The 25357-nt window shown below is 31.3% G+C and carries 23 protein-coding genes; 13 read left to right on the top strand and 10 right to left on the bottom strand.

Annotated features, from left to right (window positions below):
- Window positions 1–1122 (bottom strand): matrixin family metalloprotease (locus tag HMPREF0693_RS08755; protein ID WP_036932352.1); only part of this gene is annotated, 1122 nt, incomplete at its 3' end.
- A gap of 468 nt (window positions 1123–1590) precedes the next feature.
- Between HMPREF0693_RS08755 and HMPREF0693_RS08750 the strand changes: the two genes are divergently transcribed.
- Window positions 1591–2475, top strand: coding sequence for a helix-turn-helix domain-containing protein (locus HMPREF0693_RS08750; protein ID WP_004244894.1), 885 nt, complete (start codon window positions 1591–1593; stop codon window positions 2473–2475).
- Here HMPREF0693_RS08750 and HMPREF0693_RS08745 read toward each other — a convergent pair.
- From HMPREF0693_RS08745 to HMPREF0693_RS08710, 8 genes are all read right to left on the bottom strand, one after another.
- Window positions 2469–3725 (bottom strand): Zn-dependent hydrolase, encoded by a 1257-nt coding sequence (locus tag HMPREF0693_RS08745; RefSeq protein WP_004244893.1) that lies wholly within the window; start codon window positions 3723–3725, stop codon window positions 2469–2471. The two genes, HMPREF0693_RS08750 and HMPREF0693_RS08745, sit on opposite strands and share 7 nt — an antisense overlap.
- Before the next feature lie 368 nt (window positions 3726–4093).
- A complete protein-coding gene (locus tag HMPREF0693_RS08740; protein WP_004244892.1) occupies window positions 4094–5479 on the bottom strand; it encodes a carbohydrate porin in 1386 nt (461 codons plus the stop codon).
- 55 nt (window positions 5480–5534) lie between these two features.
- Window positions 5535–6179 carry a beta-phosphoglucomutase gene (gene pgmB, locus HMPREF0693_RS08735; RefSeq protein ID WP_004244891.1) on the bottom strand — a complete coding sequence of 215 codons (645 nt, stop codon included), beginning with the start codon at window positions 6177–6179 and terminating at the stop codon, window positions 5535–5537.
- Complete coding sequence (locus tag HMPREF0693_RS08730) at window positions 6172–8889, bottom strand: glycoside hydrolase family 65 protein (RefSeq protein WP_004244890.1); 2718 nt, start codon at window positions 8887–8889, stop codon at window positions 6172–6174. Before HMPREF0693_RS08730 ends, pgmB begins: the two co-directional genes overlap by 8 nt.
- Window positions 8890–8914: 25 nt before the next feature.
- Window positions 8915–10336 carry a PTS trehalose transporter subunit IIBC gene (gene treB / locus HMPREF0693_RS08725; protein ID WP_004244889.1) on the bottom strand — a complete coding sequence of 474 codons (1422 nt, stop codon included), beginning with the start codon at window positions 10334–10336 and terminating at the stop codon, window positions 8915–8917.
- 118 nt (window positions 10337–10454) lie between these two features.
- On the bottom strand, window positions 10455–11423 hold the full coding sequence (treR, locus tag HMPREF0693_RS08720) for a trehalose operon repressor TreR (RefSeq protein ID WP_004244888.1): 969 nt from the start codon (window positions 11421–11423) through the stop codon (window positions 10455–10457).
- Between the two features lie 162 nt (window positions 11424–11585).
- The gene (locus tag HMPREF0693_RS08715; RefSeq protein ID WP_004244887.1) at window positions 11586–12038 is read right to left on the bottom strand and encodes a hypothetical protein; all 453 of its coding nucleotides are present in this window, start codon (window positions 12036–12038) and stop codon (window positions 11586–11588) included.
- Window positions 12035–12859: a winged helix-turn-helix domain-containing protein gene (locus tag HMPREF0693_RS08710; RefSeq protein ID WP_004244885.1), complete on the bottom strand. Its 825-nt coding sequence runs from the start codon at window positions 12857–12859 to the stop codon at window positions 12035–12037. The genes HMPREF0693_RS08715 and HMPREF0693_RS08710 overlap by 4 nt, the downstream gene beginning before the upstream one ends.
- A gap of 640 nt (window positions 12860–13499) precedes the next feature.
- On the opposite strand from HMPREF0693_RS08710, the gene HMPREF0693_RS08705 reads away from it, so the two are divergent.
- The 10 genes from HMPREF0693_RS08705 to HMPREF0693_RS08660 all read left to right on the top strand — a co-directional run bounded on the left by HMPREF0693_RS08705 (window position 13500) and on the right by HMPREF0693_RS08660 (window position 22245).
- The gene (locus HMPREF0693_RS08705; RefSeq protein ID WP_004244884.1) at window positions 13500–13784 is read left to right on the top strand and encodes a helix-turn-helix domain-containing protein; all 285 of its coding nucleotides are present in this window, start codon (window positions 13500–13502) and stop codon (window positions 13782–13784) included.
- A 144-nt stretch (window positions 13785–13928) separates the two neighbouring features.
- Window positions 13929–14486, top strand: coding sequence for a fimbrial protein (locus tag HMPREF0693_RS08700; RefSeq protein WP_004244882.1), 558 nt, complete (start codon window positions 13929–13931; stop codon window positions 14484–14486).
- Between the two features lie 72 nt (window positions 14487–14558).
- On the top strand, window positions 14559–15137 hold the full coding sequence (locus HMPREF0693_RS08695) for a fimbrial protein (protein ID WP_004244881.1): 579 nt from the start codon (window positions 14559–14561) through the stop codon (window positions 15135–15137).
- Between the two features lie 51 nt (window positions 15138–15188).
- Window positions 15189–17693, top strand: coding sequence for a fimbria/pilus outer membrane usher protein (locus HMPREF0693_RS08690; RefSeq protein WP_004244880.1), 2505 nt, complete (start codon window positions 15189–15191; stop codon window positions 17691–17693).
- 16 nt (window positions 17694–17709) lie between these two features.
- A complete protein-coding gene (locus tag HMPREF0693_RS08685; protein ID WP_004244879.1) occupies window positions 17710–18447 on the top strand; it encodes a fimbria/pilus periplasmic chaperone in 738 nt (245 codons plus the stop codon).
- Window positions 18448–18470: 23 nt separating this feature from the next.
- Window positions 18471–18935 carry a hypothetical protein gene (locus HMPREF0693_RS08680; protein WP_004244878.1) on the top strand — a complete coding sequence of 155 codons (465 nt, stop codon included), beginning with the start codon at window positions 18471–18473 and terminating at the stop codon, window positions 18933–18935.
- Window positions 18928–19440, top strand: a complete 513-nt coding sequence (locus tag HMPREF0693_RS08675; protein ID WP_004244876.1) for a fimbrial protein — start codon at window positions 18928–18930, stop codon at window positions 19438–19440. Before HMPREF0693_RS08680 ends, HMPREF0693_RS08675 begins: the two co-directional genes overlap by 8 nt.
- A complete protein-coding gene (locus HMPREF0693_RS08670; protein ID WP_004244874.1) occupies window positions 19437–19976 on the top strand; it encodes a fimbrial protein in 540 nt (179 codons plus the stop codon). Before HMPREF0693_RS08675 ends, HMPREF0693_RS08670 begins: the two co-directional genes overlap by 4 nt.
- Window positions 19977–19987: 11 nt before the next feature.
- A complete protein-coding gene (locus HMPREF0693_RS08665; protein ID WP_004244873.1) occupies window positions 19988–21049 on the top strand; it encodes an MrpH family fimbial adhesin in 1062 nt (353 codons plus the stop codon).
- A 338-nt stretch (window positions 21050–21387) separates the two neighbouring features.
- Window positions 21388–22245: a helix-turn-helix domain-containing protein gene (locus HMPREF0693_RS08660; protein WP_004244872.1), complete on the top strand. Its 858-nt coding sequence runs from the start codon at window positions 21388–21390 to the stop codon at window positions 22243–22245.
- Here the strand turns inward: HMPREF0693_RS08660 and HMPREF0693_RS08655 are convergent.
- Window positions 22219–23010 carry a helix-turn-helix domain-containing protein gene (locus HMPREF0693_RS08655; protein WP_004244871.1) on the bottom strand — a complete coding sequence of 264 codons (792 nt, stop codon included), beginning with the start codon at window positions 23008–23010 and terminating at the stop codon, window positions 22219–22221. The genes HMPREF0693_RS08660 and HMPREF0693_RS08655 overlap by 27 nt on opposite strands.
- A gap of 641 nt (window positions 23011–23651) precedes the next feature.
- Between HMPREF0693_RS08655 and HMPREF0693_RS08650 the strand changes: the two genes are divergently transcribed.
- Window positions 23652–23957 carry a helix-turn-helix domain-containing protein gene (locus HMPREF0693_RS08650; RefSeq protein ID WP_004244870.1) on the top strand — a complete coding sequence of 102 codons (306 nt, stop codon included), beginning with the start codon at window positions 23652–23654 and terminating at the stop codon, window positions 23955–23957.
- 82 nt (window positions 23958–24039) lie between these two features.
- Entirely contained in the window at window positions 24040–25311 is a 1272-nt protein-coding gene (locus HMPREF0693_RS19285; protein ID WP_004244869.1) for a hypothetical protein, read from the top strand.
- Window positions 25312–25357: the final 46 nt, after the last annotated feature.

Below are 25357 nucleotides of genomic sequence, written 5' to 3'. Positions count from 1 at the left end.
TTTTAAAGAGTAAGCGGCGCGTCCCGTATTGGAATTAAATCCATAGGTATTATTTTCAAGGCGTGTGGTCATATTTGGGCCATAGAGATATTGTAATAATAATATATCTACTAGCATAAAGGTCATAGGATAAAGACCGCCAAAATCTGCATCTTTAATATCAGCAAATCCCATGCCCATAACTGTATATTTATATGTTTCAATTGCACTATTTTTTATATTTTTCAAATATGCATCTATGTGCTCTAGCCCTAGTGCATGACCTAATTCATGCAAAAAAACATAATATATTTGTGATCCTAGTTTGTGTTTACTTTTCATTGTTTCGTTGAGTAACACATCCGTACTTTTTATTATAGCAACTTGATTATTATCATGGTAATTATATAAATCGCCGATATTGGCCTCATTTTCTATATATTTATCAAGATTATCCCGTTTGACCCATTGATAAAAATCATGAGAAGCTAAATTAATAAATATGCTCCCAGAGAAATCATAACTTTCATTTTGCCCGATCTCTTTTATAGGTGTACCATTATAGTTAGGCTTACTAGCAAAGCCTACTGTTTCTCTCGTCATATAATAACCAGTTGCAAACTGCTTGTAATAGCCAAACTTTAAATTGGCATTTTTTTGTATAGGTACTCTAGTAAAAGTAAGGTCTGCGAAATCTGAAGCCAATTGTAAAATTTCTGTGACAACTTCTTGTTGATGAGGAAATATCGTCATTGTTGTAACGGAAAAATATAAAGGTATGCCTTTTTTTATCTCGTATCTTCTCTCGGTCTTTAATTTTATATCTTCATTTATTTCCTGAATTCTTTTTTTGGGATCCTCACTATCTTTAATGGCTTCTAGTTCTTTTTTTCTTTCCTTTATTTCATAATCTAATTTGTAATACTCTGCGATATTCTTTAGCGTTTCTTTTTTTTGACTTTCTGTTATCGGGTATTTCTTTCTTATATTTTCTGACCGATCACTGTAATTAGGAAATGTATAGGTGAGATGTGTTGTTCCATCTGTTGAATTTTTAGGCCAGCCAGATATAACCCCTGTTGATATAATCCCTTCAGATAAATAGAAAACAGTCGGTTTTTTAGTGTTTTTTATTAATTCCATATAATATCCTTTATTATTTAAAAATAAACTATTTGTGTGCTTATTATAAATAGTTTGCATTTTTATTATTTAATAATTTGCTAATTATTGTGTTTTTAATTTTTTATTTCTTTTTGAAAAAACACATGTCAGTATTTTGTTACATTATTATGTTGTTATATTATTAGTTGATTGTATTGTTAATAAGATAATATGTTTCCTGTTAAATAGAAAAGGCACTGCAATATGATTACAGTGCCTTTTCTATTTATTATTATTATGATAGTTCCCTGGTGAGGCTATCTTTTTGATAACACCTAATTTAAAACCTAATTTATGTTATCAGCTAGGTACTACTGCGATTTGTTTGATTTCTATGTGAAGAAGGTAATATTTTTTATTATCTATTTCCTTTAAACTATATATGGCTAAATTATTTGATGTCTATTTTTTATACATATTCTTTATCTTTGGTGGAGCAATAATAAAATGTCTTATATATCAAGAGAAAAGATAGATTACTTGTCCATTGGTCATCGACTGCGTGCTTATCGTATTGCCTCCTCATTAAAAGCTGAAGATGTAGCTGAAAGTTTAGGGATCTCCCGTGCCGCTGTCTATCGATTAGAAAAGGGTGAAATCGTTAAAATTGAGACATTAGATAATCTTGCTCGATTACTTAACACCTCATTAAGTAGCTTATTAGGTATTAATACGGAGTATTACTCTAGCGCTAATGGTTTTTTTGAACGAATGCGCCAACTTGAAACACAATCTTCCCATATTTATACCCATTTCGAACCCTTTTCTTATTTATTAACCTCTGATTGTTATGATAAAACGCTTGTCGAAATGTTAACAGAAGCCTCTCCTGAAAATGCGCTAACAAAGAAGCAACAAGAAGTTTTATCTATTTTAAAAGAACGTAAAAAGCATCAATCATTACACTCACCGCATATTTATAATTTAATTAGTCAACAGCAAATCGAAAAATTTCTTTATGTTGGTATGCTAGGCTCTGTTAATGTAAGTAAAGCCATTCAACAAGAAAGAAAACAACGCGCAAAACAAGAAATCAGCCATTTAATTGAAAAGTTAGAGCAAAAAAATAGTCATCTTAATATTGCGATTATTTCAGATACGATGCCATCTTTAACCTTTCAATTGTTTTATCAAAACAAAGCACCTCTCTCTTTAGCGGTTAGTCCATTTCGTTTAGGTGAATTTCCTAATGTAAGTACGGGTATTGCGACAGTATCTTCATCAACAGAAGCAATATTCCAATATCAATCTCTGTTTGATACGTTATGGGCAAAAGCAATAAAAAATGATGATGCCATTACACGCTTAAAAGAGATTATCAGTCATTATTGATTAGCTAGAACACCTAATGTTTCCGCTAAGATATCTGCAGCTATTGCAATATCACTAAACTCCGTAAATTCATCTGGGTGATGACTAATCCCCGCAACAGAGGGGGTAAAAATCATCGCTGTCGGGTATAAAGATGCCATATTCATTGAGTCATGACCGGCACCACTTAACATAGTCATATAATTGATATCGTGTTTTTGACAAATATTTTCAATAACTTGGCAAATTGAGTCATCCAGTTTTACTGGTGATTCAGCCGAAATAGGTTGCACTATTATTTTTACACCAAAATCTTTTTCTGCTTTCTCAACACTGTTTGTTAAACGCTGTACAACACGTTGAATACTGTCCGTATCAATACCACGAATATCCACGGAGAATTTTGCTTGCCCTGGAATAACGTTCATCGAGTTTGGTATGACATTAAGTTTACCAATGGTACCTACGGTGCCGTATACCGCTTCCGTACAGGCAGCATGATTGATATCAGTAATAATACCCGCACTCGCCACTAACGCATCTTGACGTTGATACATTGGCGTTGCACCAGAGTGGTCTGCATGGCCATTTACGGTGACTGAAAAGCGTGTTGGCGCAGCGATACCATTGACAATTCCAATTGTTTTTTGATCGTTTTCTAGACGTTTACCTTGTTCAATATGTAATTCAACAAATGCACTATAACGGTCTGATTTAAGTAAACATTGATCTAAGTTTTCATGCTGATAACCAAGGGATTTTAAAACATCAAAGAAATTATTACCTTCATCATCTCTATTTTGTTCCCATCGAGTACGGTCAATTTTCCCTGTTAGCACTTTACTTCCGATACATGAAAACCCAAATCGGCTCGATTCTTCTGCTCGGAATACAATTAACTCTAGATCACGTTTCAGTTGTTGTGGTTTGTATTGCATCAAAGCATAAAAACCAGCAATAACTCCTAAGGCGCCATCATAAGCGCCCCCTTGGGGAACGGTATCAAGGTGAGAGCCTGTTCCTACGGCGGGTAATGTTCTATCTTGCCCCGGTAAGCGAGCGTAGAGTGTGCCAATACCGTCACGATAGACTTCAAGGCCTGCCTCTTTCATTACACTAGCAAGATAGAGATGGGCTGCTTCATCTTCTTCGCTATAGGCAATACGTGTTATCCCTTTGTCATGGTTATCTTTTTTATAAATTTGCATTGTTTCAATTAATGTTTTCATATCATTAATTGAAAAGTCTGTTGCTGTAATTGGTTGAGTCATAAGGTTATTCTCCGGTGTTTTCTGTAAAACTGTCTAAAAAATGAGACAAATAAAAGATTAAAAAAGCCATCTTTTATAGATGGTCTGCTATTTTTATAATCGTTACTTATTATATTTACTTCTCAGAATTTATTTCGTCAATGGTAAATAAGAGGGATTTTATATTCTGTGAGATAGGGCGTAATTAAAAAGAGATATATTTCTGACTTATTTCATAAATGAATCATTATTGTGTTAAAGATGTTATAAAAGATAAATAAAATAAGATGTTGTACTGATATTAATCTTTCTTATTTTTAATATAAATGAAAATTATTCTCATGGGGTATATTGGATGATATTCTCATCCAATATATTAATAATTAAATCTAGAAGAAGTATTTAAAACGTGCTCTTACACCATAACGATCTTTATCGCTATTTTCTATTTCAATATCTTTACCATTAATAACAGAATAATATGCACCTAAATAGATTTTAAAATTATCCATATCTAAAATATTAGATAATTCATATGAGGAATAGAGAGTGTGGATATTATATTTTCCTGGGCCAAATATAACATCATTATTGTTATCATCATCACTATTAATAGTATATGACTTAATATTATTATGGGCATAGATATAGCCTAATTGTAATTTACGCCATAAAATATTAGTACCTGTTGTAAAGTCGTTCTCATCGTTAGCGTCTAAATAAGCGGTATTCCAATTTATTGTGACACCATTTTCAGGATTTTGTTGTAGATTACTCCAGCCTAAAGTTAATCCATAACCGTTGCGTTTGGATTGATCTCTAAATTCACCCGTTTTTTTATCATCATAACCATAAGCATTATTGATAATATTTTTTTCTAAGGCTACAGCAACTTTAAAATTATTGTTATTCCATGCAATAACTGGGCGAAAATAAATAACATTTTTATTATTATATAGTTTATTTCCGTGATATTCCTTGTTAGCAAAAATAGACGTTCCATCTTCAATTAATAAATTAGTTTCAAAATACCAATTATTATATTGGCTATTAAACATCATGCTACCACCGCTATTGCTTCTCCCTCGACCTTCTTTCATCATGTAGATATAACCAAAACCATCACTATAAGTATCATTTGCAGTGTTGCCTGAATATTCAACAAAAGTATCTTGATTAAGCGGGAACATGTCATAAGCTTCATAACGACCTAACTTAAATTGCCAACGCTCTTTTTTACCAAAATAAAAAGCGGCATCATCAAGTGATACCTTACCATCAATATTTGCCAGTGGTTGAACAGTGAAGCCTGCATAATTTTTATTATCTAACAGACGCTCTCCGTCTAAGCCAATTAATATACGCCCATTGATCCCCCATTTATCATAATCGCCATAGTCTTTTTCTTTACCTGAGCGCATGTTAATGGAGGTTAGCTGACCTTTTTTACTTGCAATATCTGTATTAAATTCAACATCACCATATAACTTGAGTTTTCCATAACCGGTATTTGTTTCTATCAGCGATGATGGTGGCGCAGTTATAGTTTCGCTAGTTTGTGATAGATTGTTATTAAGCGCCTGATTTTGTTTTAACGCATTTTCTAACTTAGCGGCACGTTGCTCTGCTAACTCAGCTCTTTTTTCAGCGGCTAACGTTCTCTCTTCTAGTCGAGCTAAACGTTGTTCTATCGATAATTCATTTGTATTGGCGTGAGCAATTGTCGGCACGGCAATGCCGATACAAGTCGCTATCGCAAGGTGTTTGATGTTCATTGTTTATTCCTTATATCGGGAATAATGGAGGTTTATTATCCCCATGTTTTTTTTATTAAAAAAGTGAATGAATATCTATTTCAGTTAATGAGTGAACAGCTAAATCTGCTTCTGGTAAGGGGCCGTCAGCAGTAACGCCAATTGCATACATGCCCGCTTGTTTAATCGATTGTATTCCAGCAATCGAGTCTTCAAATCCGATACATAAATGTGGTGGAATGTGAATAAACTCAGCCGCACGCAAAAATATTTCAGGATCGGGCTTGCCTTTTTTGAGTGTTTTAGGATCAACAATTGCCTTAAAATAATGCTTAATGCCTAATTTTTCTAATATGGTTGGGGCATTTTCTGAAGCTGATGCAATAGCACAAGGAATGTGATTATTGTTTGCTTGTTCTATTAGATCTAAAACACCCGGTAAAATATCTTTTGGAGTAATATTATTTAATAACTCAAGATAATATTTATTTTTTGTTTCTGTGAATGATTTTTTTTCATCCGCAGAATAAACATCACTTTTATTACCATGAGATAAAATAAGCTCTAATGACTCAATTCGGCTTATTCCTTTTAATAAATGGTTAAACTCTTTGTCAAAATCAATTCCTATTTCATTAGATAGTTTTTTCCACGCAATATAGTGGTAATTGGCGGTATCAACAATTACGCCATCCAGATCAAAAATAAGACCTTTAGTCATTTTGCGTGTCTCCATTTAAATTTAATACTAATAACGTATTGGCGGTTAGCTTATGCGTTTGATGGTTAATTAAAATAGTACTGGGCTTATCACTTAAAATACTAATTTCTTTATGAGTGAGATTAATTTGATATAAAGTAGAGCGATGCAATAATTTAAAGCTTAGTTTTTGCCATTGTTGAGGGAGTGAAGGGGTGATGGTCAACATATCCTGACGAATATCAACACCGGCATAAGCCATGATGGTGGTATTTAATGTTGCCGCCATGACACCAGTATGAATACCTTCGGCAGTTGTTCCACCTTGAATATCATTATAATCTGAATAAAGAGCATCTTGATAAAGTTGCCATGACAAATCATGTAACTGTATTTGTTCTGCGAGATAAGCATGGACAATGCGTGACAGTGTGGAACCATGAGAGGTTCTTTCTAAATAGTAATGTAGATTTTTTTCAGCAAAGTGCTTAGAAACTGAATAACCAAGAGAGGTAATTAGGGAATGTACGGTTTGCTTATCTAAGTTATTAAATAACATCAGGGTATCTGCTTGTTTAGCAACTTTGTAATCATCGGCAGATTTATTTTCTTTACGCAAAATTCTATCCATACGATAGATATTGCCGTATTTTTTTCGATAGCTTTCCCAATCCAGATCTTTTAATTGAAAATAACCTGAGAACTGTTCAATAATTTCATGAGCATCAATATTGATAGCAATACGATTTTTAACTTCTTGTATTTTATTGAAAACGCTAGATTGGCTGTTTAGCTGTTGTAATTTTTTAGAAAAACGATCATTGTTTATGAACATCTCTATTTGATTAAACAACCAAACCACCATTAAATTAGTGTATGCGTTATCTTTTAAGCCACCTTCAAGTGAGTCTGCGTATTTCTCATGAAATTCATCCGGCCCCATAACTCCATTAATATGAAAACGTTGATCGCCTTCATCCCACTGACATTGGTCTAACCAGAACAAGGTAATGTCATTGAGTAGTTCAAGTCCATACTGTTCCATAAATTGGTGATCATGAGTATTTAGCCAATATAGCCACACATTATAGGCAATCGCTAATGAGACATGACGTTGACGACAACTATGGTCGGCATCCCATTGCCCTGATAAGGGGTTTAAATGCAATGTCTGGGTTTGCTCACTACCATCATGCCCTGATTGCCAAGGGAACATAGCACCTTGAAATCCTTCTGCTCGTGCCGCAAGACGCGCAGCAGGTAGCCTGTGGTAACGATATAGTAATAGTTGGCGTGCGGTTTCAGGGAAGTGCATAATATAAAATGGCAGAATAAAGATCTCATCCCAGAAAATATGGCCTCGATAGGCTTCCCCGTGTAACCCTCGGGCGGTGACTGAAACATCTAATTGATGTTGCTGATTGCTAAATGGTGATGCGGATGACAGTAAATGGAAGGTATGTAAGCGTAGTAATTTTTGGGTCATCAGATCGCCAGAAATCGAGATATCGGCACTATCCCATAACGTTTTCCATGCTTTTTGGCTATTTATCAATTGGCTGTGTAAAGGTTGTTGTTCCCAATTAATCACATCTTGCCATGAGTCTGGGTAAGCCGTAGAGGTTGTTACAGCAACACATTTTTCAAGTTGATAGGTGGTATTTTGTTGAGCGTTGAAGGTGATGGTTTGTTCAACAAGCGTATCTGAAACATGACAAACAATATCTTCATTTGCAAAGAAATCCCCCCTGATTGTTGACGATAATCCGATCCCTATTTTTGACTGATCTGTTTGAGCTAATATAAATGCGTGTTGCTTATTCGCTCCAGTTTGTAGCACATGATAATGATGGGGATTAAGGCTACGGTAGCGTTGTACACCGTAATTATAAGTATTTCCTTCTAGGCGAGTTATAACCGTTATCTCACCTGAGAAATTTAATGGTTTAAAGGTATATAAAATGGCGTAATGTGACATATCAGCCATATTGGCAAATTTTGTACAATGAATATCAAGTTGCTGTCCTTCAGGGGTTTCTACACGCCATTGGCTAGTGAATACACCCGTTTTCAAATCTAAATGACGTGTTAAATGGTGTGTTATCAGTTGCTTTGGATGAAGATATTCTCCCTTACCAATTTTAAGAGAAATAAATTGTCCATTAGGTGCATTAACAAAATCTTCATTAATCACCTGATGGTTTTCTATTTGTGAACTTGCTTGATTATATAGGCCAGCAATATAGGTAGCAGGGTAGTGCTCATCACTTATAGTCATTTCGGGCAAAGTTCCTCTTAACCCAATATAACCATTGGCCGTAGTTAAGAGAGACTCTTGGCAATATTCATCTTTTCCTGTTTCTAAGCCTGAATATTCAATTGACCAAGCAAAGTTATTGGCAACTGTAACCATTTTTTCTTCTAAATCATGATGATGTTCAAGCTGCGCTTTATTGATATAAATAAAAGGTTTATTAAATATTTCAGTAAAGAAATTTGATAAATTTATTACTTTATTATCAATGGTTTTAATAATAGCGCTATCAGATTTATTACTTGTCGAATATATCAAACCACCTTGAGCAGATTTAAATTTATGATTAATAGCTTTAGCCATATTTAGCCAATCAAGGTAATGGCTATTTGTGGTATTAAATGAATAATGGCTTTTTTCTGAAAGATATTTAATGGTGATATCAGTATCAGAAAGAATAACAGAGATATAATTCATGTTTAACCTTTAGTTTGAGATTAAATTAATCGACTTGCAAGGTGCCTGCTTTTTCTTTATAGCGATAGACCAGAATGGTTAATCCAATAGGGACGACAATAGCCACTATCATTGCCAATAAATAAACTAACCAATAAGTAGGTTGGATAGATAAAATACCGGGTAATCCGCCGACACCAATACCATTAGATAGCACATTATTTAATCCACAAATCAAACCCGCTAGCGCAGCGCCAATCATGGCGCACAGCATAGGAAAGCCATATTTTAAGTTGACGCCATACATGGCTGGCTCTGTCACACCTAAATAAGCAGAGATAGCTGCCGGAATAGTAATTTCTTGTTCATTTAATTTGCGGCTAACGATAATAATGCCTACAACGGCGGATGCTTGAGCAATATTAGACAGAGCGATAATCGGCCAAATAGGTGTACCGCCATAACTTTGAGTCATTTGTAAATCTATCGCTAACGTTGTGTGATGTAAGCCGGTGATCACCATGGGGGAATAGAAAAAGGCAAAAATAGTTGAACCAATAGGGGCAAAATCACCTAACATTAAAAATTTGATCAGTTGGGCGAGACCATCACCTATGCTTCTACCGATAGGGCCTAAAATAACATGGGCAACAAAAACGGCGACAATAAGAGTTACAATCGGCACAATAACTAATTTTAGGTAATCAGGGATAAAACGACGTAATTTAGTCTCAAACCATCCCAGAAATAGTCCCGCTAAAATCGAAGGGATCACTTGGGCTTGATAACCTACTTTCTCAATAGTAAATAAACCAAAATTCCAAACCTCAGGAAGTTGTGAACCTAAATTGTAAGCATTCATTAGTTGTGGAGAAACTAAGGTTATGCCTAGTACGATACCTAGTGCAGGTGTACCACCCATCTTTTTTACACTCGACCAGCAAATACTCACAGGTAGAAAATGGAAGATGGCTTCACAAGGTAACCAGAGAAAATCATATATTGGCGTTAACCAAGGATAAAAATAAGTGAGGGGTTTATTATCTGATATAGGCATTTCGCCAATAACATTTCTTAATCCTAACAATAAACCGCCGCAAATTAAGATAGGTAATAATGGAACAAAAATTTCGGCTAAATTGGCAATCAGCTTTTGCCAGAATCCCATATTCTTTTTCGCGTCAGATTTTATATCATCTTTAGATTTAGCTTTTAATGAAAGCTTATCAATTAATAATTTATAGTAGATATCAACATCCATACCAACAATAACTTGAAATTGACCCGCATTATTAAAACAGCCTTTAACAAAAGATATTTTTTTAATTTTATCTATATCAGCGAGATTGGGATCATTCAAAACAAAACGTAATCTGGTTAGACAGTGTGAAACGCTAATAACATTATCTGAACCTCCAACAAGAGTAATTAACTCTTCAATGGCTTGGTTGTCTTGAGGTATCGACATATTAATATTCTCATAATAGTAGGGTTATTTTTAATATATCGAGATCTTTCTTTTTATCCAATGGGAACGTTCCCATAACAAGATAAAGATCACAGTTAATGATCATTAATTTATTTGATCATGGGTTTAAGTCATGACTTGATATAATGATTTTTTGTGCAGGAATATTTTTTTCTAGCATTTGTATCAATATGTTAGCAGCTTCTTGTCCACTTTCTCTAAAACCTAATCGATAGAATTTAGTTTGAGGAAATAAAAAGGTGAGTAGATCATTACGACCGATACAGGCCACCTCAATATGATCTATTTTCTGTTCGGCTAAATATTTTTGTACACCAAAGGCCAGAGAGTCGGTCGCACATAAAATAGCTTGAGGCTTGCTTGCTAATGCTTGTTTGGCAAGTAAATAGCCACTTTGATAATTAAGTTCACCAAGTTGAGCTTGAGATATTAATTGATGTTGCTGGCAATATTGAAGATAAGTTTGATAACGTAATAAACCCGTTGTTTCATCATTAATTTGGATCCCGATAAAACTTATATGTTGATAATGTTTGTCTCGATGGAAATAATGCATTAAAGCGTTAACAGCTCGTTCATCGTCATGACAAATGGAAACAAAACCTTCTAGTGGTCTTGCTATAACAACCATTTTTTGTTTCCAACTTGCTAAGTTAGCCGCATTGATCCCTGAAAATGCAAATAATATTACGCCATCGATTTTCTGGTGGGCGAGCATTTTTAAGTTTTCTTCTACTTTGGCTTGGCTAAATTGGCTTTCTAAAATAATAGGGTCAATGTTGTTTTGATAAAGGATAGGTAATATGGCACTAACTGCTTGATTTTCCGCATAAGAATCAAGGCGAGTGACGATAATACCAAAAGAACGATTAGAGTACCCCCGCATTGCTCGTGCAGATTTTGACGGTGTGAATTTATATTTCTCAATAATTGAGTTAACTTTTTTCCTTGTTTCTTCATTAACCATAGGATCTTGATTAAGTACTCTTGAAACAGTCGATTTGCCCACACCACAAAGTTTGGCTATATCATTGATTGTTAACTTTTTTTTATTAGTATCTGTCATGAGCGTTTTTCTGTATTTATCTGCTGTGTGATAAAGTTATTGTAGTTTTAGCAGGTTGTTTTCCACAAGTGATTCTTTTACTGTTTGATTTAGTCTAAAAATTGTACGCAGATACTACCACAATCGTAAAAAAGAGAATTTTATATTTGTCTTTTTTGTATACTAATAACAATAAAATGAGTATACATTGTTAGATGAGAATAAATAACCACCATCGTTTTGACTAAAAACAGAAAGACTTCTTTGCCAACCTTCTTTTACATATAAATTGGGAATTATTTTATTGATAATTTCACTGTTATTATCGTTAATAAGGATCTGTGTAGATGCTAGCTTGTAGCTAGTTTTCAGTTTGGTTATATCAAAAAAAGATTTTCTATACACTGGGATCAAATCGCCGTTATAATCAATAACACCTCGAATACTTGCCCATCCTTGCTCCTCCCCTAAAGTAAACATTAATTCTAAATTAGCTTTAGTATCCTCTTTATCATAAATAATTAACTTTGCTTCACAATTTATTACATTTTCTTTTTCTTGATTGAAGTAAAAACTAAAATAAATCATTAAACTTAAAATGATAACTAATACACTAATAGCACTATATTTTTTCATTTTTTATTATCCAATACATAAATAGACACACATTGATTATGCAAGAAATTAATAGGACTAAACTTTTTTTTACATAATATTAATGATGTTCGTGAATAAGAATCACTTTCAGTTATATAGATGAAATTATAATCTGAATAACTAGAAATATAATTATCAATTAAATTTTCTTTTTCCTCATTTAATATTTCTTTATTACAAAATAAATTATATTTTTTATATGTTCCGCAGTTACTATAGTTATATAATTTATGCTTTCTACTATCTAGGTAATTAAAAGTAAAAATAACAACAAAAAATAAGACTATCAATGTAAATATAATAATAAATAATTTCTTTTTTGATAAAGATATGCTTGTTTTTTTTATTGATGATAAAGAGTGATCTTTATTATTAATATTCGTATTTATATCTTCTTCTATTTCTTTTTTTATGTGAGGAATATCACTAATTTTATTTTCATTGATTAATTTTATATCTTGAATATTATTGTCAGATAGTTTTTCAATACTAATATTGTGATTAATGATATACCCTTTTCGAGGAACGGTGATGACAATCTCATCATCGATATCTAGCTCATTAAATGCTTTTCTTAATAAAAGAATATTTTGATAGAAAGCGCTATTAGTTATAAATTTTTCTTTATCTCCCCAGCCAATTCTAAATAATTCTCGTTGCGTAACTAATTCATTAACGGTAATAAGATGTATTAGCATTTTAGATGAAGGTGCTAAAATTTTCTTTTCTTTATTAAGTTTTTTTGAAAATAATAAATTTTTATCGCTATAAAATATAATGTCATCATTAATTAGATACATAGTGCCGCCAATACGTCATTTGGATATTTATTCTTCTTAATGCTAGAAAAGGAGTATTTTTTATATATAAAGCTAAAAAAATATTTTTTCAAGTTAAAAAAACTAAAAAATTTGTTTATCGCATTTTAATACATTTAAATAACAATTAGAAACTTACTGGTAACAAATAAAGCAAGATATCTATTTATTTATTCGTATAGATTAACTATGTGAATTTTATTATTTAATATTATAAGTCTCTATAATCTTTAGGAATTACCATTATTTAAATTTATTTATAATGGGGGTGTTACTCAGGGAATTAGTGGAAAGCTTTTATAAATAAATTGGTATTGGAATTAAATTTATTTAAAAATGAGTAAAATCACTTCTAAAATTAAAGTTAAATAAATCAATTAAGTTGATTTTGGTTTTTATCTAACATGTTGATATGCTTGTTATTTTTTGTGAATTTTGGGAGTTTTGTAGTTTTTTTGCTAACACGCATTGTAATAACTCATGTAGCATTTATTGCATCAACAACATTGCGAAACAAAGTTAAAAGTTAGTTTTAATAAAATACAATCATAAAGCAGTAACTGGCATGCTCGTATTTTAGCATGATATATCCCATTTTTATAAAGCTAATAGAAAATAGATTATGGAAAGAGAAAAATACGAAATTGATAAAACTTACGATACTAAAGCTATTCATCAATACTTAGGGAAAGAGATCCGTTCAAAAAGAAAAGCGATAGGACTAACAGGTGAAGATTTAGCTAAAAAGTTAAATGTCAGTCAACAGCAGGTATCTAGATATGAAACAGCAGAGTCAAAAATAAGCTTTGAGAAGCTATTGTTAATATCTGATGTTCTAGATCTTAATATTCAATATCTATTAAAAGTTATCATCAGTGATAAATTTAAAATTATTTCTGGTGATTAACTTTAAATTAAATTCTATGGACAAGATTCCAATATGGATATTTATATTTTTAATAGGGATGCGTGAATAAGGATATTCTTTTATGAGATAGCCTATCTCAATGTCGGTAAATACTAAAATAGTCAAATATAAAGGAAATGATGTATGAAATTTAATAAAATAGCATTAACAGTTCTATTAGCTACTTCAGCTATTTCTTTAAATGCTATGGCTGATAATTCTAATACAGGTGTTATCAAGTTTAGTGGTACTGTTGTAAATACTCCATGTAATATTGATCAAGAATCATTAGAGCAAGATGTTAAGTTTGGCCAGTTATCTCGCAAATCATTAGAATCTGGTCAGGCCGCGGAGAAGGAGTTTTCTATAAAATTTACTAATTGTAATTTTGATGAGTTTAGTAAAGATGCTTCAGGTAACCCTGTACCAGTTAAAACCATGAATATGGTATTTACTGGTCAAAATTATGCTGATGCAGGTAAAACATTGTTAGCGACATCTACAGGAAATACAAATAATTTAGGTATTGCAATCGATGGTTTTGAATTTGGTAAGCCAACAGATGTTCTATCACGAATTGTTAATAAAATTGGTGATAATACTTTAACATTTAAAGCATTAGCAAAAGTCGTCGATCCATCTAAAGATGTGGTAGAAGGTACATTTAGCGCGATCTCTAATTTCCGCATTACTTACGAATAATTTAATTAAGCTCCACCAATAGCACTATATATTAGTGGAGCTATTTTTATTTTAATAGAAAAGGTAATAGTAATGGAGATCTTTTTATATAAATACTGCCATAATTTAATAACTATTCTCATGAGTGTTTTTTCATTTTTTATAAATGCCCAAGCGAATGAATTAAATTATCGCTATGAAGGGATCACCTATATGTCAGGTTCTATCATATCAACACCATGTTCTATTGTTATGTCAAATCAATATCAGGTGATTGATTTCTCTTCGTTGACTATCCCCATGCTTTCTTCTGATATTTTCTTAGAAGAAAAAGAAAAACCTCTGACTATTGAATTAATAAATTGTGGTAATTTGTTTTCTACTATCGATAGTAAGACTTGGAATATCCAATTTAATGGATATGTTTCATCGAATTTAGATTCTTTTTTATTAACAGGACCTTCACGAGGGCTAAGTATATTTTTATTGGATAAAGACAAAAGTTTAATTTATCCAAATAAAATCTATTCACTAAAAAATAGTGTATTAAGAACAAGTAATAAACAAGCTCAGCTTTATTTACAGTTTTTTTTACAGTTAGGATTGACTGGGGAATATATTCAAGCTGGCGATTATCAAGGAATAATAAGTTTCTTTATAGATTACCAGTAATATTTTATATGTAAATTTATTAAAAGTATAATATTTCTATGATGGATAAATATGATTATGCTCAATATTAAAAAAATAAGGATCTTTGTCGCTTTGGTCATTAGTATTAATTCTATGTGCACACATGCAACAGAGTTTAATACCGATGTACTAGATGCCGTAGATGTTGAAAATATTGATATTAGTCAGTTTTCTAACGTGGGATATATTATGCCTGGAGAGTATGAGCTTTCAATAATAAAAAATGGACAAAGCTTAGGTGAACAACAGAAAATTAAAGTGATACCTAATATAGATATTTTTCAACAACCATTTCATGCTATTTGTTTACCTAAAAATATCTTAGAGCTATTAGATTTAAAGGATTCATCTAAAAAATTAGTTAATTACTATGATAGTAATCAATGTATTGATCTTTCTAATTTAACGGGCAGTCAGATGAATATTGACTTATCCAGCTTATCTCTTAAATTAACCATCCCACAATATTGGTTAGAATATCAAGATAGTTATTGGGTACCTCCTGCTCATTGGGAGGAGGGGATTAATGGTGCATTTATTGATTATAGCGCAAATGTTTTAGCTACAGAGTATGCAAATAATGATAAGCAAATTTATTTATCGACTAATGGTACTGCTGGAATAAATTTAGGTGCATGGCGTTTTAGAGGTGATTACAGTGCGACTTATCAAAGAAATAAAGAGAAAAATAGCCAATATGAAAATCGTACTTTTGATTTTAATCGATTGTATGCGTTTATCTCATTAAAGAAATTAGCATCTCTGCTTTCTGTTGGTGAAAATTATTTTTATTCGGATATTTTTGAGTCTTGGCAATATAGTGGTATTTCTTTAGAAAGTGATGACAGAATGTTACCTCCTAAATTGGTAGGGTATGCGCCTGAAATCACAGGCGTAGCAAATACGAATGCGACAGTCACTGTTCGTAATAAAGATAGGATATTATTAGAAACGACAGTACCGCCGGGACCATTTCGTATCCAAACGCTAGACAGTGGTGTGAAAGGTGTTTTAGATGTAACAATCCGAGAAGAAGATGGTGAAGAACGTCAGTTTAGTTTAAATACAGCATCATTACCTTATTTAACTAGGCCAGGTAGATTGGTTTATAAATTAGTGATGGGGAAAACACGTTATGATAATCATCGGGTGACTGGTTCTCCAGTTATTGGTGGTGAATTCTCTTATGGCTTAAATAATGCTTGGTCCTTATATGGTGGTTCTCAATTAAATAAGAATTATAAATCTTTCGCAATAGGTATAGGGCGTGATTTATTTAAATTTGGTGCATTATCATTAGATATTACACAATCGATTTCTCGATTATCAGATTGGAAAATACAAGGACGCTCTTATCGATTAAATTATGCCAAATCTTTTGATGATATTCGTACAGATATAACATTTGCTGGATATCGCTTTACTGATAGAAATTATCGTACATTGAGTCAATTTATGGATGAAAAGAGAACAGGATATACAGGACTTTCACCGAAAGAAAATTATCAGGTCTATTTAAATAAATATTTTGATAAATTTAGTATATCGCTAAATTATCAATATAGTACATATTGGCGGGATAATAATCAGAGTCAATATGGAGTATATGCAAGTACAAATATTAATTTACCTTGGCTATCAACTCACGATGTCAATTTATCATTATCTGCAACAAGAACTGAGCGAGGAACTGGATATCAAGATGATGCTATAAATTTATATTTATCTATTCCATTACATAATAATCAAAGCATTAGTTATTCAGAAAACTACTCTCGCTCGGGTGGGTATAACCAATATAGCCATAATATTGGTTATAACAGATATGGCGATACTGATAATTATAATATTAGTCTTGGTTATAATAATGGCAATAACTTAAATAGCCAATCTAGCATCAGTGGATATTATTCTAAAAACTTATCACAGGCTGATATGACGGTGAATGCTAGTTATGTTCCTCATTTGTATCGTAGTTTTGGAGGATCTATGAATAGCGGTATGACGATAACTTCTCATGGTGTTGCATTACATAGATCTTCTAATGGTGATACTAGAATTATGATTGAAACACCTGGAGTAAGCGGTGTCCCTCTTGATAATGGAATAATATCGACAAACTTTATGGGACTTGCAGTTATTCCTACGGTAAGTAGTTATAGAAAAACAACGACAACTATTAATACCAGTAAATTACCAGATAATTTAGATACATTGGGAGCATCGACAGATATTACGTTAACTAAAGGGGCAATAGGTTATCGAAAATTAGAAGTAATGAAAGGTGAAAAATTGTTTGTTGTTATTAAATTAAATAATGGTAAAACACCGCCTTTTGGCGCTAGCGTTCGTAATGAGCAAAACAGAGAGCTGGGTATTATTGGGGAAGATGGAGTGACTTGGATAGTGGGTGTTTCACCACAAGAGAAACTATCTGTTTACTGGAATGGTGAAAAGCAATGTTATTTAGAATTACCAAACACGCTTGATCCAACCGCTAATATGTTGTTATTACCATGTACTTTAACTTATTAAAATTATAAGGAATTATATGAAATATTCTACTTTAGCAATGCTAATTATTAAAATGGTTATTACAACTTGCTTGACAATATCTTTTTTTTCATATGGAGCAGTTACTTTAGATCGTACTCGAATAATATTTCCAGGGAATGAAAATGCTGTAAATATTACTATTATTAATGATAACCCAGAAGAGGCTTATTTAGCACAAAGTTGGATTGAAGATATTAATGGCAATAAATTAACTAAAGGAGCAATATTGGCAACGCCACCATTACAACGGGTTGAGCCTAAAAGAAATAGCCTCGTTAGATTAAGTAAAACGCCGGAAATTGCTAATCTGCCTAAAGATAGAGAATCTATTTTCTATTTTAATTTACGTGAAGTTCCACCTAAATCAAAAAGTGCTAATACCTTACAAATTGCACTACAATCTCGTGTCAAGCTATTTTATAGGCCTGAGGGTATTTTAAACGAAGCTGAGACTAAATGGCCACATAAAATTACTTTAACAAGAATTAGTAAAGGCTATATCATTAATAATGAAACACCATTTTATTTAACCGTAATAGGTATTGGTGATGATAAAGGTAGTGCTGAAAATAGTGATTTTAAAGTGATTATGGTAGAGCCAAAGTCGCAAGAGGAAATTATCGCTAAATTTATAAAAAAACCACATCTAACTTATATTAATGATTATGGTGGAAAACCAACTTTAGTATTTAATTGTCAAGATGATACTTGTAAAGTTATTGATGAAAAATAGTTATTATAAACAGGTGAATAAAAATGAATAAATTATATTGCATTAAAAATAATTTAATTATGTTTTTATTAATGGTTATATTTTATTATTCATTTAATTTATCTGCTTATGCATGGACTATTGATGCAGCAACAAAGTCAGATTATCAACATGAGCATAAGGGGATCATATTAGTAAAATTAGCTATCAATGCTTCACCTTGTCAATCTGAATATAGTTTTATAAAAGAAAAAAACACTAGTTTTTTATTTAGTGAACAAAAATATACAGTTAAATATAACTTTTTTAATTGTGGTGCTGGAGATAATTTTGAAAAAATAAACATTAGCCAGTTTTCTAAAAAAACACCTGTAGATTTGATTTTATATAATACTAAACTAAAGAGAGTGATTTTTAATAAAAATCTAAGATTAGATAATGGGAAAAATGATGTTTATTTTTCTTCACTAAATGCAAGTAATTATCTTTTGGAGATGCACTATGAGTAAAGTGTTATTATTAATTATTTTTTTTAGTTATTTTGTTAGTGCTAATTCTAGTTTAGATGTTAATTTTCGTGGGATATTAACTAGCACCACTTGTCAATTATCATCTGATTCATTAGAACAAGAAATTGCAATTAATAATTTACGTTGGCAATATTTAAATGAATATGGACGTAGCCCAATCAAATATTTTTTTCTAAATATAGAAAAATGTAGTGATACTGATTTAGCAAAAACAATTTCTATTACTTGGAAAAGTAACAGTGTGATTGTAATTGATGGAAATAATTACATTGCTACTGATGGTAATACAAATATTCTACTTGGTATCACAAATAGTGATGATAAATTGATTGAGCTTAATAAACCAATGCAGTTTTCTCAAGTTGAAAAGGTAGGTGAAATGCAAAAAATTAAATTTGGTGTTTTTGCTAGTAAACCTAATGAACGCAATATTAATATTGGTGATTTTATCAGTGTTGTAACATTCACAGTTGAGTATGAATGATGAGTTTCCATTTTTATAAATATAAATTACTTCAAATTTTAATGTTTTGGATAGCATGTGTATTAAATACGAATGCTGATGTTCTTATTAATATATCAGCAACAATGCTAGCACCAGCATGTAGTATTACGAGTACTGACGGTTATGATCCAATTGAAGTAAATTTTGATATTGTCAATGTTGAAAAATTAAATATTTCACCTCCAAGGAAAAGTTTTTCAATATTTATCAGTGAATGTGATTTAACAAAATCTTTGGCGATTGTTATTTCACCTAAAGCTAATGGTTCTATGATGGCTAAAGGTAGAAATATATTAGCAACCTCAGTAGAGGGACTTGGTATATCCTTTAGCGATATAACGATGGATAAAGATACATCAATCGATGTTGGTAAAAAACAACAAATTTATCCAGAGATATTAAATAATAAAGGTAAAATAGATATACAATCTGAATTAATTAATACAAAACCAATAAATGAATTACCTAAAGGATTTTTCAATGCATCGATGTCAGTGCTCATTACTTATAATTAGAGATATTTATTATGTTAAGAATATTTTTAACAAGCTTACTATTTATTAGTTTTTTATCTAATGCAGATTATGCTCCACAAATTGATAATCCAAGTGATGGTTTTTTTGTATCGTTTGGGGGTAATGCGACTATAGCATCATCACCTATTATAGCCAGTGATGGCAGTAAGTATTATAAGGTGGGAAATACTTATTCACTTTCAGGTAGTAAGGCAAGAGGTGGAGTAAAATGCAATGCTTTTTTTTGGGGGCCCCCAAATATTGGACGTCCTCCTGCATGGCATCGTGTTTTTGTTTATCAGCCTTCTGCCAATATAACTATTGATGGATTACAAGCTTATCGTGTTAATTCTAATGTTGTGTTTACATTACAAGGTCAGGCTGTAGGTAAATGGTGGCAAAATGGTGATCCTTGGATATCAGCCTGTTATCCTGCTGGTGATGGAAGTGAACTGGCACCAGTGAGTATGTTTCAACAACAATTCCCTATTAGTGTTACTATATATATCAATGAGAAAATTATTGATAATCATGTTACAATTCCTAACGCTAATTTAGCTGGTTATGTAAGAGCTTTTAATGGAGGACCAGGTAGTGCTCCACCCCCTTTTAATTCTTGGGATTTTTCTAAAACAACGGCTCCTATTCATTTAGAAAATTCTGATATCATGATACCTTCTAAATGCACAGTAAAAATAGATGGTATTAACTCGAGTAAATTGGAGTTAAATCATGGCATAATGAATGCCAAAGAGTATTTTAGTGAAGTAAAATCAACAGTAAATTATGAGTGTAAATTCTCATCATTAACAAAAGTAAAGTTTAAATTAGATTATATTAAAGACGATGATCCTTTAAAACGTGTACCTCTGTCTAATATTGGTGATCTACAGAGTAAAATTTATAGTGAGTTAGTTTTAATCGATAATAATACCGGTAAAGAAGCAGGAACAGAATTAAGAACAAGTATTAAAGATTTTCAAAGCATTACAATAAGGAGCACATTAAAAGGCTCTAATGCAGTAGCGGGAAATTATCAAGGTACTGCTTGGCTAATCGCTACGTTTGATTGACATATTATGATTTAGCATATAATTGATAGATATTTTCATATAATTATCTGAATAAGTCTCTATTTATCATTAGGATAAGTAGAGGCTTATTTTTTTTGAAATAGAGTGATTAAATTTATAAATAATACGATTGTAACGTATTAAAATTTTTTGGGATTAATTAACTTATTGATAAAAATGATTTTATAAATAATTTTTATTAATTGAACTATAATGGTTTATTTGGGCTATAATGTAAAAATATTGATTTAAAATTAGATACTATAGCGGTTTTGATAAATAATAATGAAATAGCACAATTATAATACTATAAAAATATATTTTAAAGAGGATAAAAAATGCATGATAAAATAATTAACGATATCCTTGATTGGATAGAAGATAATCTGACTAAACCAATTTCAACAATAGATGTAATAAAAAAATCTGGTTATAGTCAAAGATATTTTCAAGATCTATTTCTGCATAAAACAAAATCAACTATTGCTAAATATATTTTGTCTAGAAAGTTATCTATGTCAGCTATTTTGCTTAAATTAACTCGGTATTCTATATCAGAAATATCTAATGATTACTCTTTTACTTCTCAGCAGAATTTTTCAAGAGCTTTTAAACGATATTTTAAGGTAACGCCTGAATTTTATAGAAAAAGTAAATTTTGGGATTTTAGATATTATCGACCTCAACATAAAGTATTTGATTTTAAAAAAATAAATTGTCAGTTAATTTATTTATCAAAAGATAGATTGCTTGATAATAATTCTGATGATTTTAAGTTTTTTGATATTTCTATTCCTTTTGACTTTAAGTCAAATATTGCAATAGAGGGGCTAGGCTATAAAAATAAAAAACAGATTGAAATAATAAAAAGTCTTGTTGATTCATCAAATGATAATTTGTGTGTATCTTATAATTATTTCCTTAGTAGTAAAGTTAAAAATAAAATTACTGTAAAATATAATATAAAATATATTCATGATTATAATTTTTCCTTTAATAAAGAAGGTCTAAAGTATTATCTATTTTCATTTTTAGGCTCTTGGGAAGATTATATGATTTTATCCAATATTATCTATATGAGAGAATTACCGCTATTGCAAGCCAAGAGAAGAGATGGCTATGATATAGAAATATTTAATTCAGGTAAATTAGATAAAAACATTTGTTCTTTAAATTATCTTATCCCTATAATTTAGACATTTAAGTTTTTTCGGAGAGCTTTTATAATACTTCTTGAATTTTTTAATAAAATAGGAAGTATTTTTATACCCAGACAATGAAGATATCTGTCCTATTGTTAAATTTGTTGTAGCCAGAAGATTCATTGCGTGTGCCATTCTTACCGTTGTTAATAAAGTCATAAAATTAGTTTTTTCTGCTTCAAGTTTTTTTCGTAATGAAGACTCACTAATAAATAATTTACTACTAATCTCTTTTAGAGACCAGCTATGTTGTAAGTCACTAATAATAATATCTTTTACTTTTACTGATGTTAATTCTGGTTTTGATTTTAATATAAGGTTAGGTATATCAAAGTTTAACAGTAAATATGCGATTTTTAGTATCTGACTAAGCGAAGTTTTGTTATTTGTAATGACTTCATCATTAAATTTATTTTTTAATCTATTGAAAAATAGAATATCTTCATGATTTGCTTGTTTTATAAAGCTATCTTTATTATTATCTTGAGTAACTTCCTCTTTTTTATTGTTAATAGTAATTTTTAATACTTCCATCATAACTTCATGAGATAAAAATATAAATTCAGGCATTTTATTTTTTCCTAAGATAATATCTAATGCTGAATTTTTTTTTATAAAAACGATACTGTCGTTATCTATTTGATATTTAACATTATCTTTTGTTATGGATATTTCACAATCTTTTCTAATTAACAAAAGAATGTGGTTAGAGAAAATAATGTTTTTAAATTTTAAAGTATTATCTATATAGGCATTCATATTAAATTCTTTTGCTTCCTAATCTAATATTAAATGGTTTATTTTTGTTTGTATATTTAACAATAAACAAAATTATTAATTTATAAGCTTTTGTAAATAAATTATTATCATGTTGATGGAAATAAATAAATTAAAAAATAACGTTTTTAGATTTAATTATCTAATTGGGTTATTTTTTATCATATTGCATTATTTTTCTGTGAGGTATTTGTTACTTTATTTTTTCCTATTTATTTTAGAGAGTTTTTAGATCCTCCATATATCTTTATCTTTTTTGGGAATTTTATATTAAGTAAAAAGGTTGTTTTAACATTTTTGGTGTTTTTTTATGTTAAAGATGTTAATTGTTATTATTTATCTTTTGCTTTTTTGGTCTAATTTTATCATTTTGTTAATTATCATAATGGGTGATTAATTTATCATTTTGTTGGCTTAAAAGAATTCTATTAAAAGCGTAAAGTTCTCATAAATAGAGTATTGCTACTCTTATTTGGATTGTTTTAGTTATGGGTAGATGTATATGTTAAGAGATATCAGTAGGTGAGAGTAAAAAGAGTAATGTTGTTTTCATGTAAAAAATATAATTAAAACAATTGGTTATTTTATCTTGGTATTTTTTAAAACCTTATGTTGGTATTTTTATGGACATAAATAAGATTTTAGGCCGAGAGATTAAATTTTTAAGAAAACGTTCTTTGCTGTCAGGATGCGAATTGGCAAAAGCCTTTGGAATAAGTCAACAGCACCTTTCACGGATTGAGCGAGGAGAAGTTCAATGGAGTGTATCTTTCCTACTTAGAGTATGCGCTTTTTTTGATATTCCAATGATTCATTTTATTAAATTGATAGAGAAAGAAACATCTTCATTTTCTATTGTTGATAATAATTTATGTCAATTTGAATTTATTGAAATAAATAATAGGAGAAGGATAGGTCATAGAAAGTAAAGGTAGATATTTATAGATGTTAGCAGTATTACATTAGATAGCCTCTAAATTAATTTAGAGACATTTTATACGAGAGTTATATATGAATATAATCTTTTTTGAAAAGAATTCAAACGAGAAAGTACAATTACAACCTCATGCTAAGCATACTATAACGGCGAAAGCAGGGGATGTGTATCAGTTAATTGATTCAGATACTCAACTTTCTCCATTAGATATTCAAGCGCATCGTAAATCGGATGATCTTATTTTATCTAGTAAAGAACAAAATATAGAAGTTGTTATTAAAGATTTTTGGCAAGAATGCCAACCAGGGGAACAACAATGTTACGCCACTTTAAATGTTTTAGATTCAAATGGTGTAATGGGACAAGCAACTATTACTCAAGATGGTCCTGTTTTAGAACATTTAGTTGCTGGTGAAACAGGTACTCTTTCTGATAATGATGATGGAATTGGTCTATTTTTATGGGTTGCTGGTTCAATCGGTAGTGCATTAGCGATCTTTTTAGCTAATAGAAATCATGGTGGTGACAATAATAAAGGTAATGAGGCTGATATTACCGCGCCGAGTAAGCCAGGATTAACTGCTGAAGATGATGGTTCTGTTTCTATCGATTTACCAAAAGATGCCAATAAAGGTGATTCTGTAGATGTTACTTTTGAAGATGAGGATGGTAATTCAAATACTGTCACATTAGAAAAGGGAGATAATGGCTGGACATCAAGTGATCCTGAATTAATTCCTGATACAGATAACAATCAAGTCACTATCCCTAATGATAAGATAAAAGATAATAGTGATGTTACCGCAAGTGCGAAAGATCCGAGTGGTAATAAAAGTGATGATGTTACTGTAACAGCCAAACCTGATCCCGTATCAGATATACCTGTTTTAAGCATTCCAGAAGTTGACGATGGTTATGCGAATGCAGAAGAGCTGAAAGACGGTTTACAAGCAGAAGTTACTTTGCCAGCGGGTACGGTTGAAGGGGCGGAAATTACCTTAACGGTCACTCGTCCAGATAATACTACAGAAACGATTACATACACTGTAACTAAAGATGATGTTGCTGCAGGTAAGATTTCGATTGATATTCCTAAAGATGCGGTACAAAACGGCCAAAACAGTGTCGATGTCAGCATAACTCAAGGCAATAATCCAGCCAAACCAGGAAACAAAGTAGATTTTGCTGTTGATGGACAAATCCCGGGCGATACAGATGGTGATGGTACGGTGGATACCACACCAGTGGTGATCATTCCAGAAGCTGCGGACGGTGTAAATGCTGACGAGCTAAAAGATGGCGTACAGACCGAAGTGACTGTACCGGGGGGGAGGTGCGGCAGGTGACACACTGACACTCACTATTACTAAACCAGACGGCTCAACCGACACT

The sequence above is a fragment of the Proteus mirabilis ATCC 29906 genome (assembly GCF_000160755.1).
Classification (GTDB): domain Bacteria; phylum Pseudomonadota; class Gammaproteobacteria; order Enterobacterales; family Enterobacteriaceae; genus Proteus; species Proteus mirabilis.
Note: the sequence above shows the minus strand (reverse complement) of the source record. Positions and strands in the feature narration are given on the sequence as shown.

What these genes read in the sequence shown, in the direction of transcription:
- HMPREF0693_RS08750 (WP_004244894.1), top strand. Translation starts at nt 1,591, where the DNA reads ATGTCTTATATATCAAGAGAAAAGATAGATTACTTGTCCATTGGTCAT.
- HMPREF0693_RS08745 (WP_004244893.1), bottom strand. Translation starts at nt 3,725, where the DNA reads ATGACTCAACCAATTACAGCAACAGACTTTTCAATTAATGATATGAAA.
- HMPREF0693_RS08740 (WP_004244892.1), bottom strand. Translation starts at nt 5,479, where the DNA reads ATGAACATCAAACACCTTGCGATAGCGACTTGTATCGGCATTGCCGTG.
- pgmB (WP_004244891.1), bottom strand. Translation starts at nt 6,179, where the DNA reads ATGACTAAAGGTCTTATTTTTGATCTGGATGGCGTAATTGTTGATACC.
- HMPREF0693_RS08730 (WP_004244890.1), bottom strand. Translation starts at nt 8,889, where the DNA reads ATGAATTATATCTCTGTTATTCTTTCTGATACTGATATCACCATTAAA.
- treB (WP_004244889.1), bottom strand. Translation starts at nt 10,336, where the DNA reads ATGTCGATACCTCAAGACAACCAAGCCATTGAAGAGTTAATTACTCTT.
- treR (WP_004244888.1), bottom strand. Translation starts at nt 11,423, where the DNA reads ATGACAGATACTAATAAAAAAAAGTTAACAATCAATGATATAGCCAAA.
- HMPREF0693_RS08715 (WP_004244887.1), bottom strand. Translation starts at nt 12,038, where the DNA reads ATGAAAAAATATAGTGCTATTAGTGTATTAGTTATCATTTTAAGTTTA.
- HMPREF0693_RS08710 (WP_004244885.1), bottom strand. Translation starts at nt 12,859, where the DNA reads ATGTATCTAATTAATGATGACATTATATTTTATAGCGATAAAAATTTA.
- HMPREF0693_RS08705 (WP_004244884.1), top strand. Translation starts at nt 13,500, where the DNA reads ATGGAAAGAGAAAAATACGAAATTGATAAAACTTACGATACTAAAGCT.
- HMPREF0693_RS08700 (WP_004244882.1), top strand. Translation starts at nt 13,929, where the DNA reads ATGAAATTTAATAAAATAGCATTAACAGTTCTATTAGCTACTTCAGCT.
- HMPREF0693_RS08695 (WP_004244881.1), top strand. Translation starts at nt 14,559, where the DNA reads ATGGAGATCTTTTTATATAAATACTGCCATAATTTAATAACTATTCTC.
- HMPREF0693_RS08690 (WP_004244880.1), top strand. Translation starts at nt 15,189, where the DNA reads ATGATTATGCTCAATATTAAAAAAATAAGGATCTTTGTCGCTTTGGTC.
- HMPREF0693_RS08685 (WP_004244879.1), top strand. Translation starts at nt 17,710, where the DNA reads ATGAAATATTCTACTTTAGCAATGCTAATTATTAAAATGGTTATTACA.
- HMPREF0693_RS08680 (WP_004244878.1), top strand. Translation starts at nt 18,471, where the DNA reads ATGAATAAATTATATTGCATTAAAAATAATTTAATTATGTTTTTATTA.
- HMPREF0693_RS08675 (WP_004244876.1), top strand. Translation starts at nt 18,928, where the DNA reads ATGAGTAAAGTGTTATTATTAATTATTTTTTTTAGTTATTTTGTTAGT.
- HMPREF0693_RS08670 (WP_004244874.1), top strand. Translation starts at nt 19,437, where the DNA reads ATGATGAGTTTCCATTTTTATAAATATAAATTACTTCAAATTTTAATG.
- HMPREF0693_RS08665 (WP_004244873.1), top strand. Translation starts at nt 19,988, where the DNA reads ATGTTAAGAATATTTTTAACAAGCTTACTATTTATTAGTTTTTTATCT.
- HMPREF0693_RS08660 (WP_004244872.1), top strand. Translation starts at nt 21,388, where the DNA reads ATGCATGATAAAATAATTAACGATATCCTTGATTGGATAGAAGATAAT.
- HMPREF0693_RS08655 (WP_004244871.1), bottom strand. Translation starts at nt 23,010, where the DNA reads ATGAATGCCTATATAGATAATACTTTAAAATTTAAAAACATTATTTTC.
- HMPREF0693_RS08650 (WP_004244870.1), top strand. Translation starts at nt 23,652, where the DNA reads ATGGACATAAATAAGATTTTAGGCCGAGAGATTAAATTTTTAAGAAAA.
- HMPREF0693_RS19285 (WP_004244869.1), top strand. Translation starts at nt 24,040, where the DNA reads ATGAATATAATCTTTTTTGAAAAGAATTCAAACGAGAAAGTACAATTA.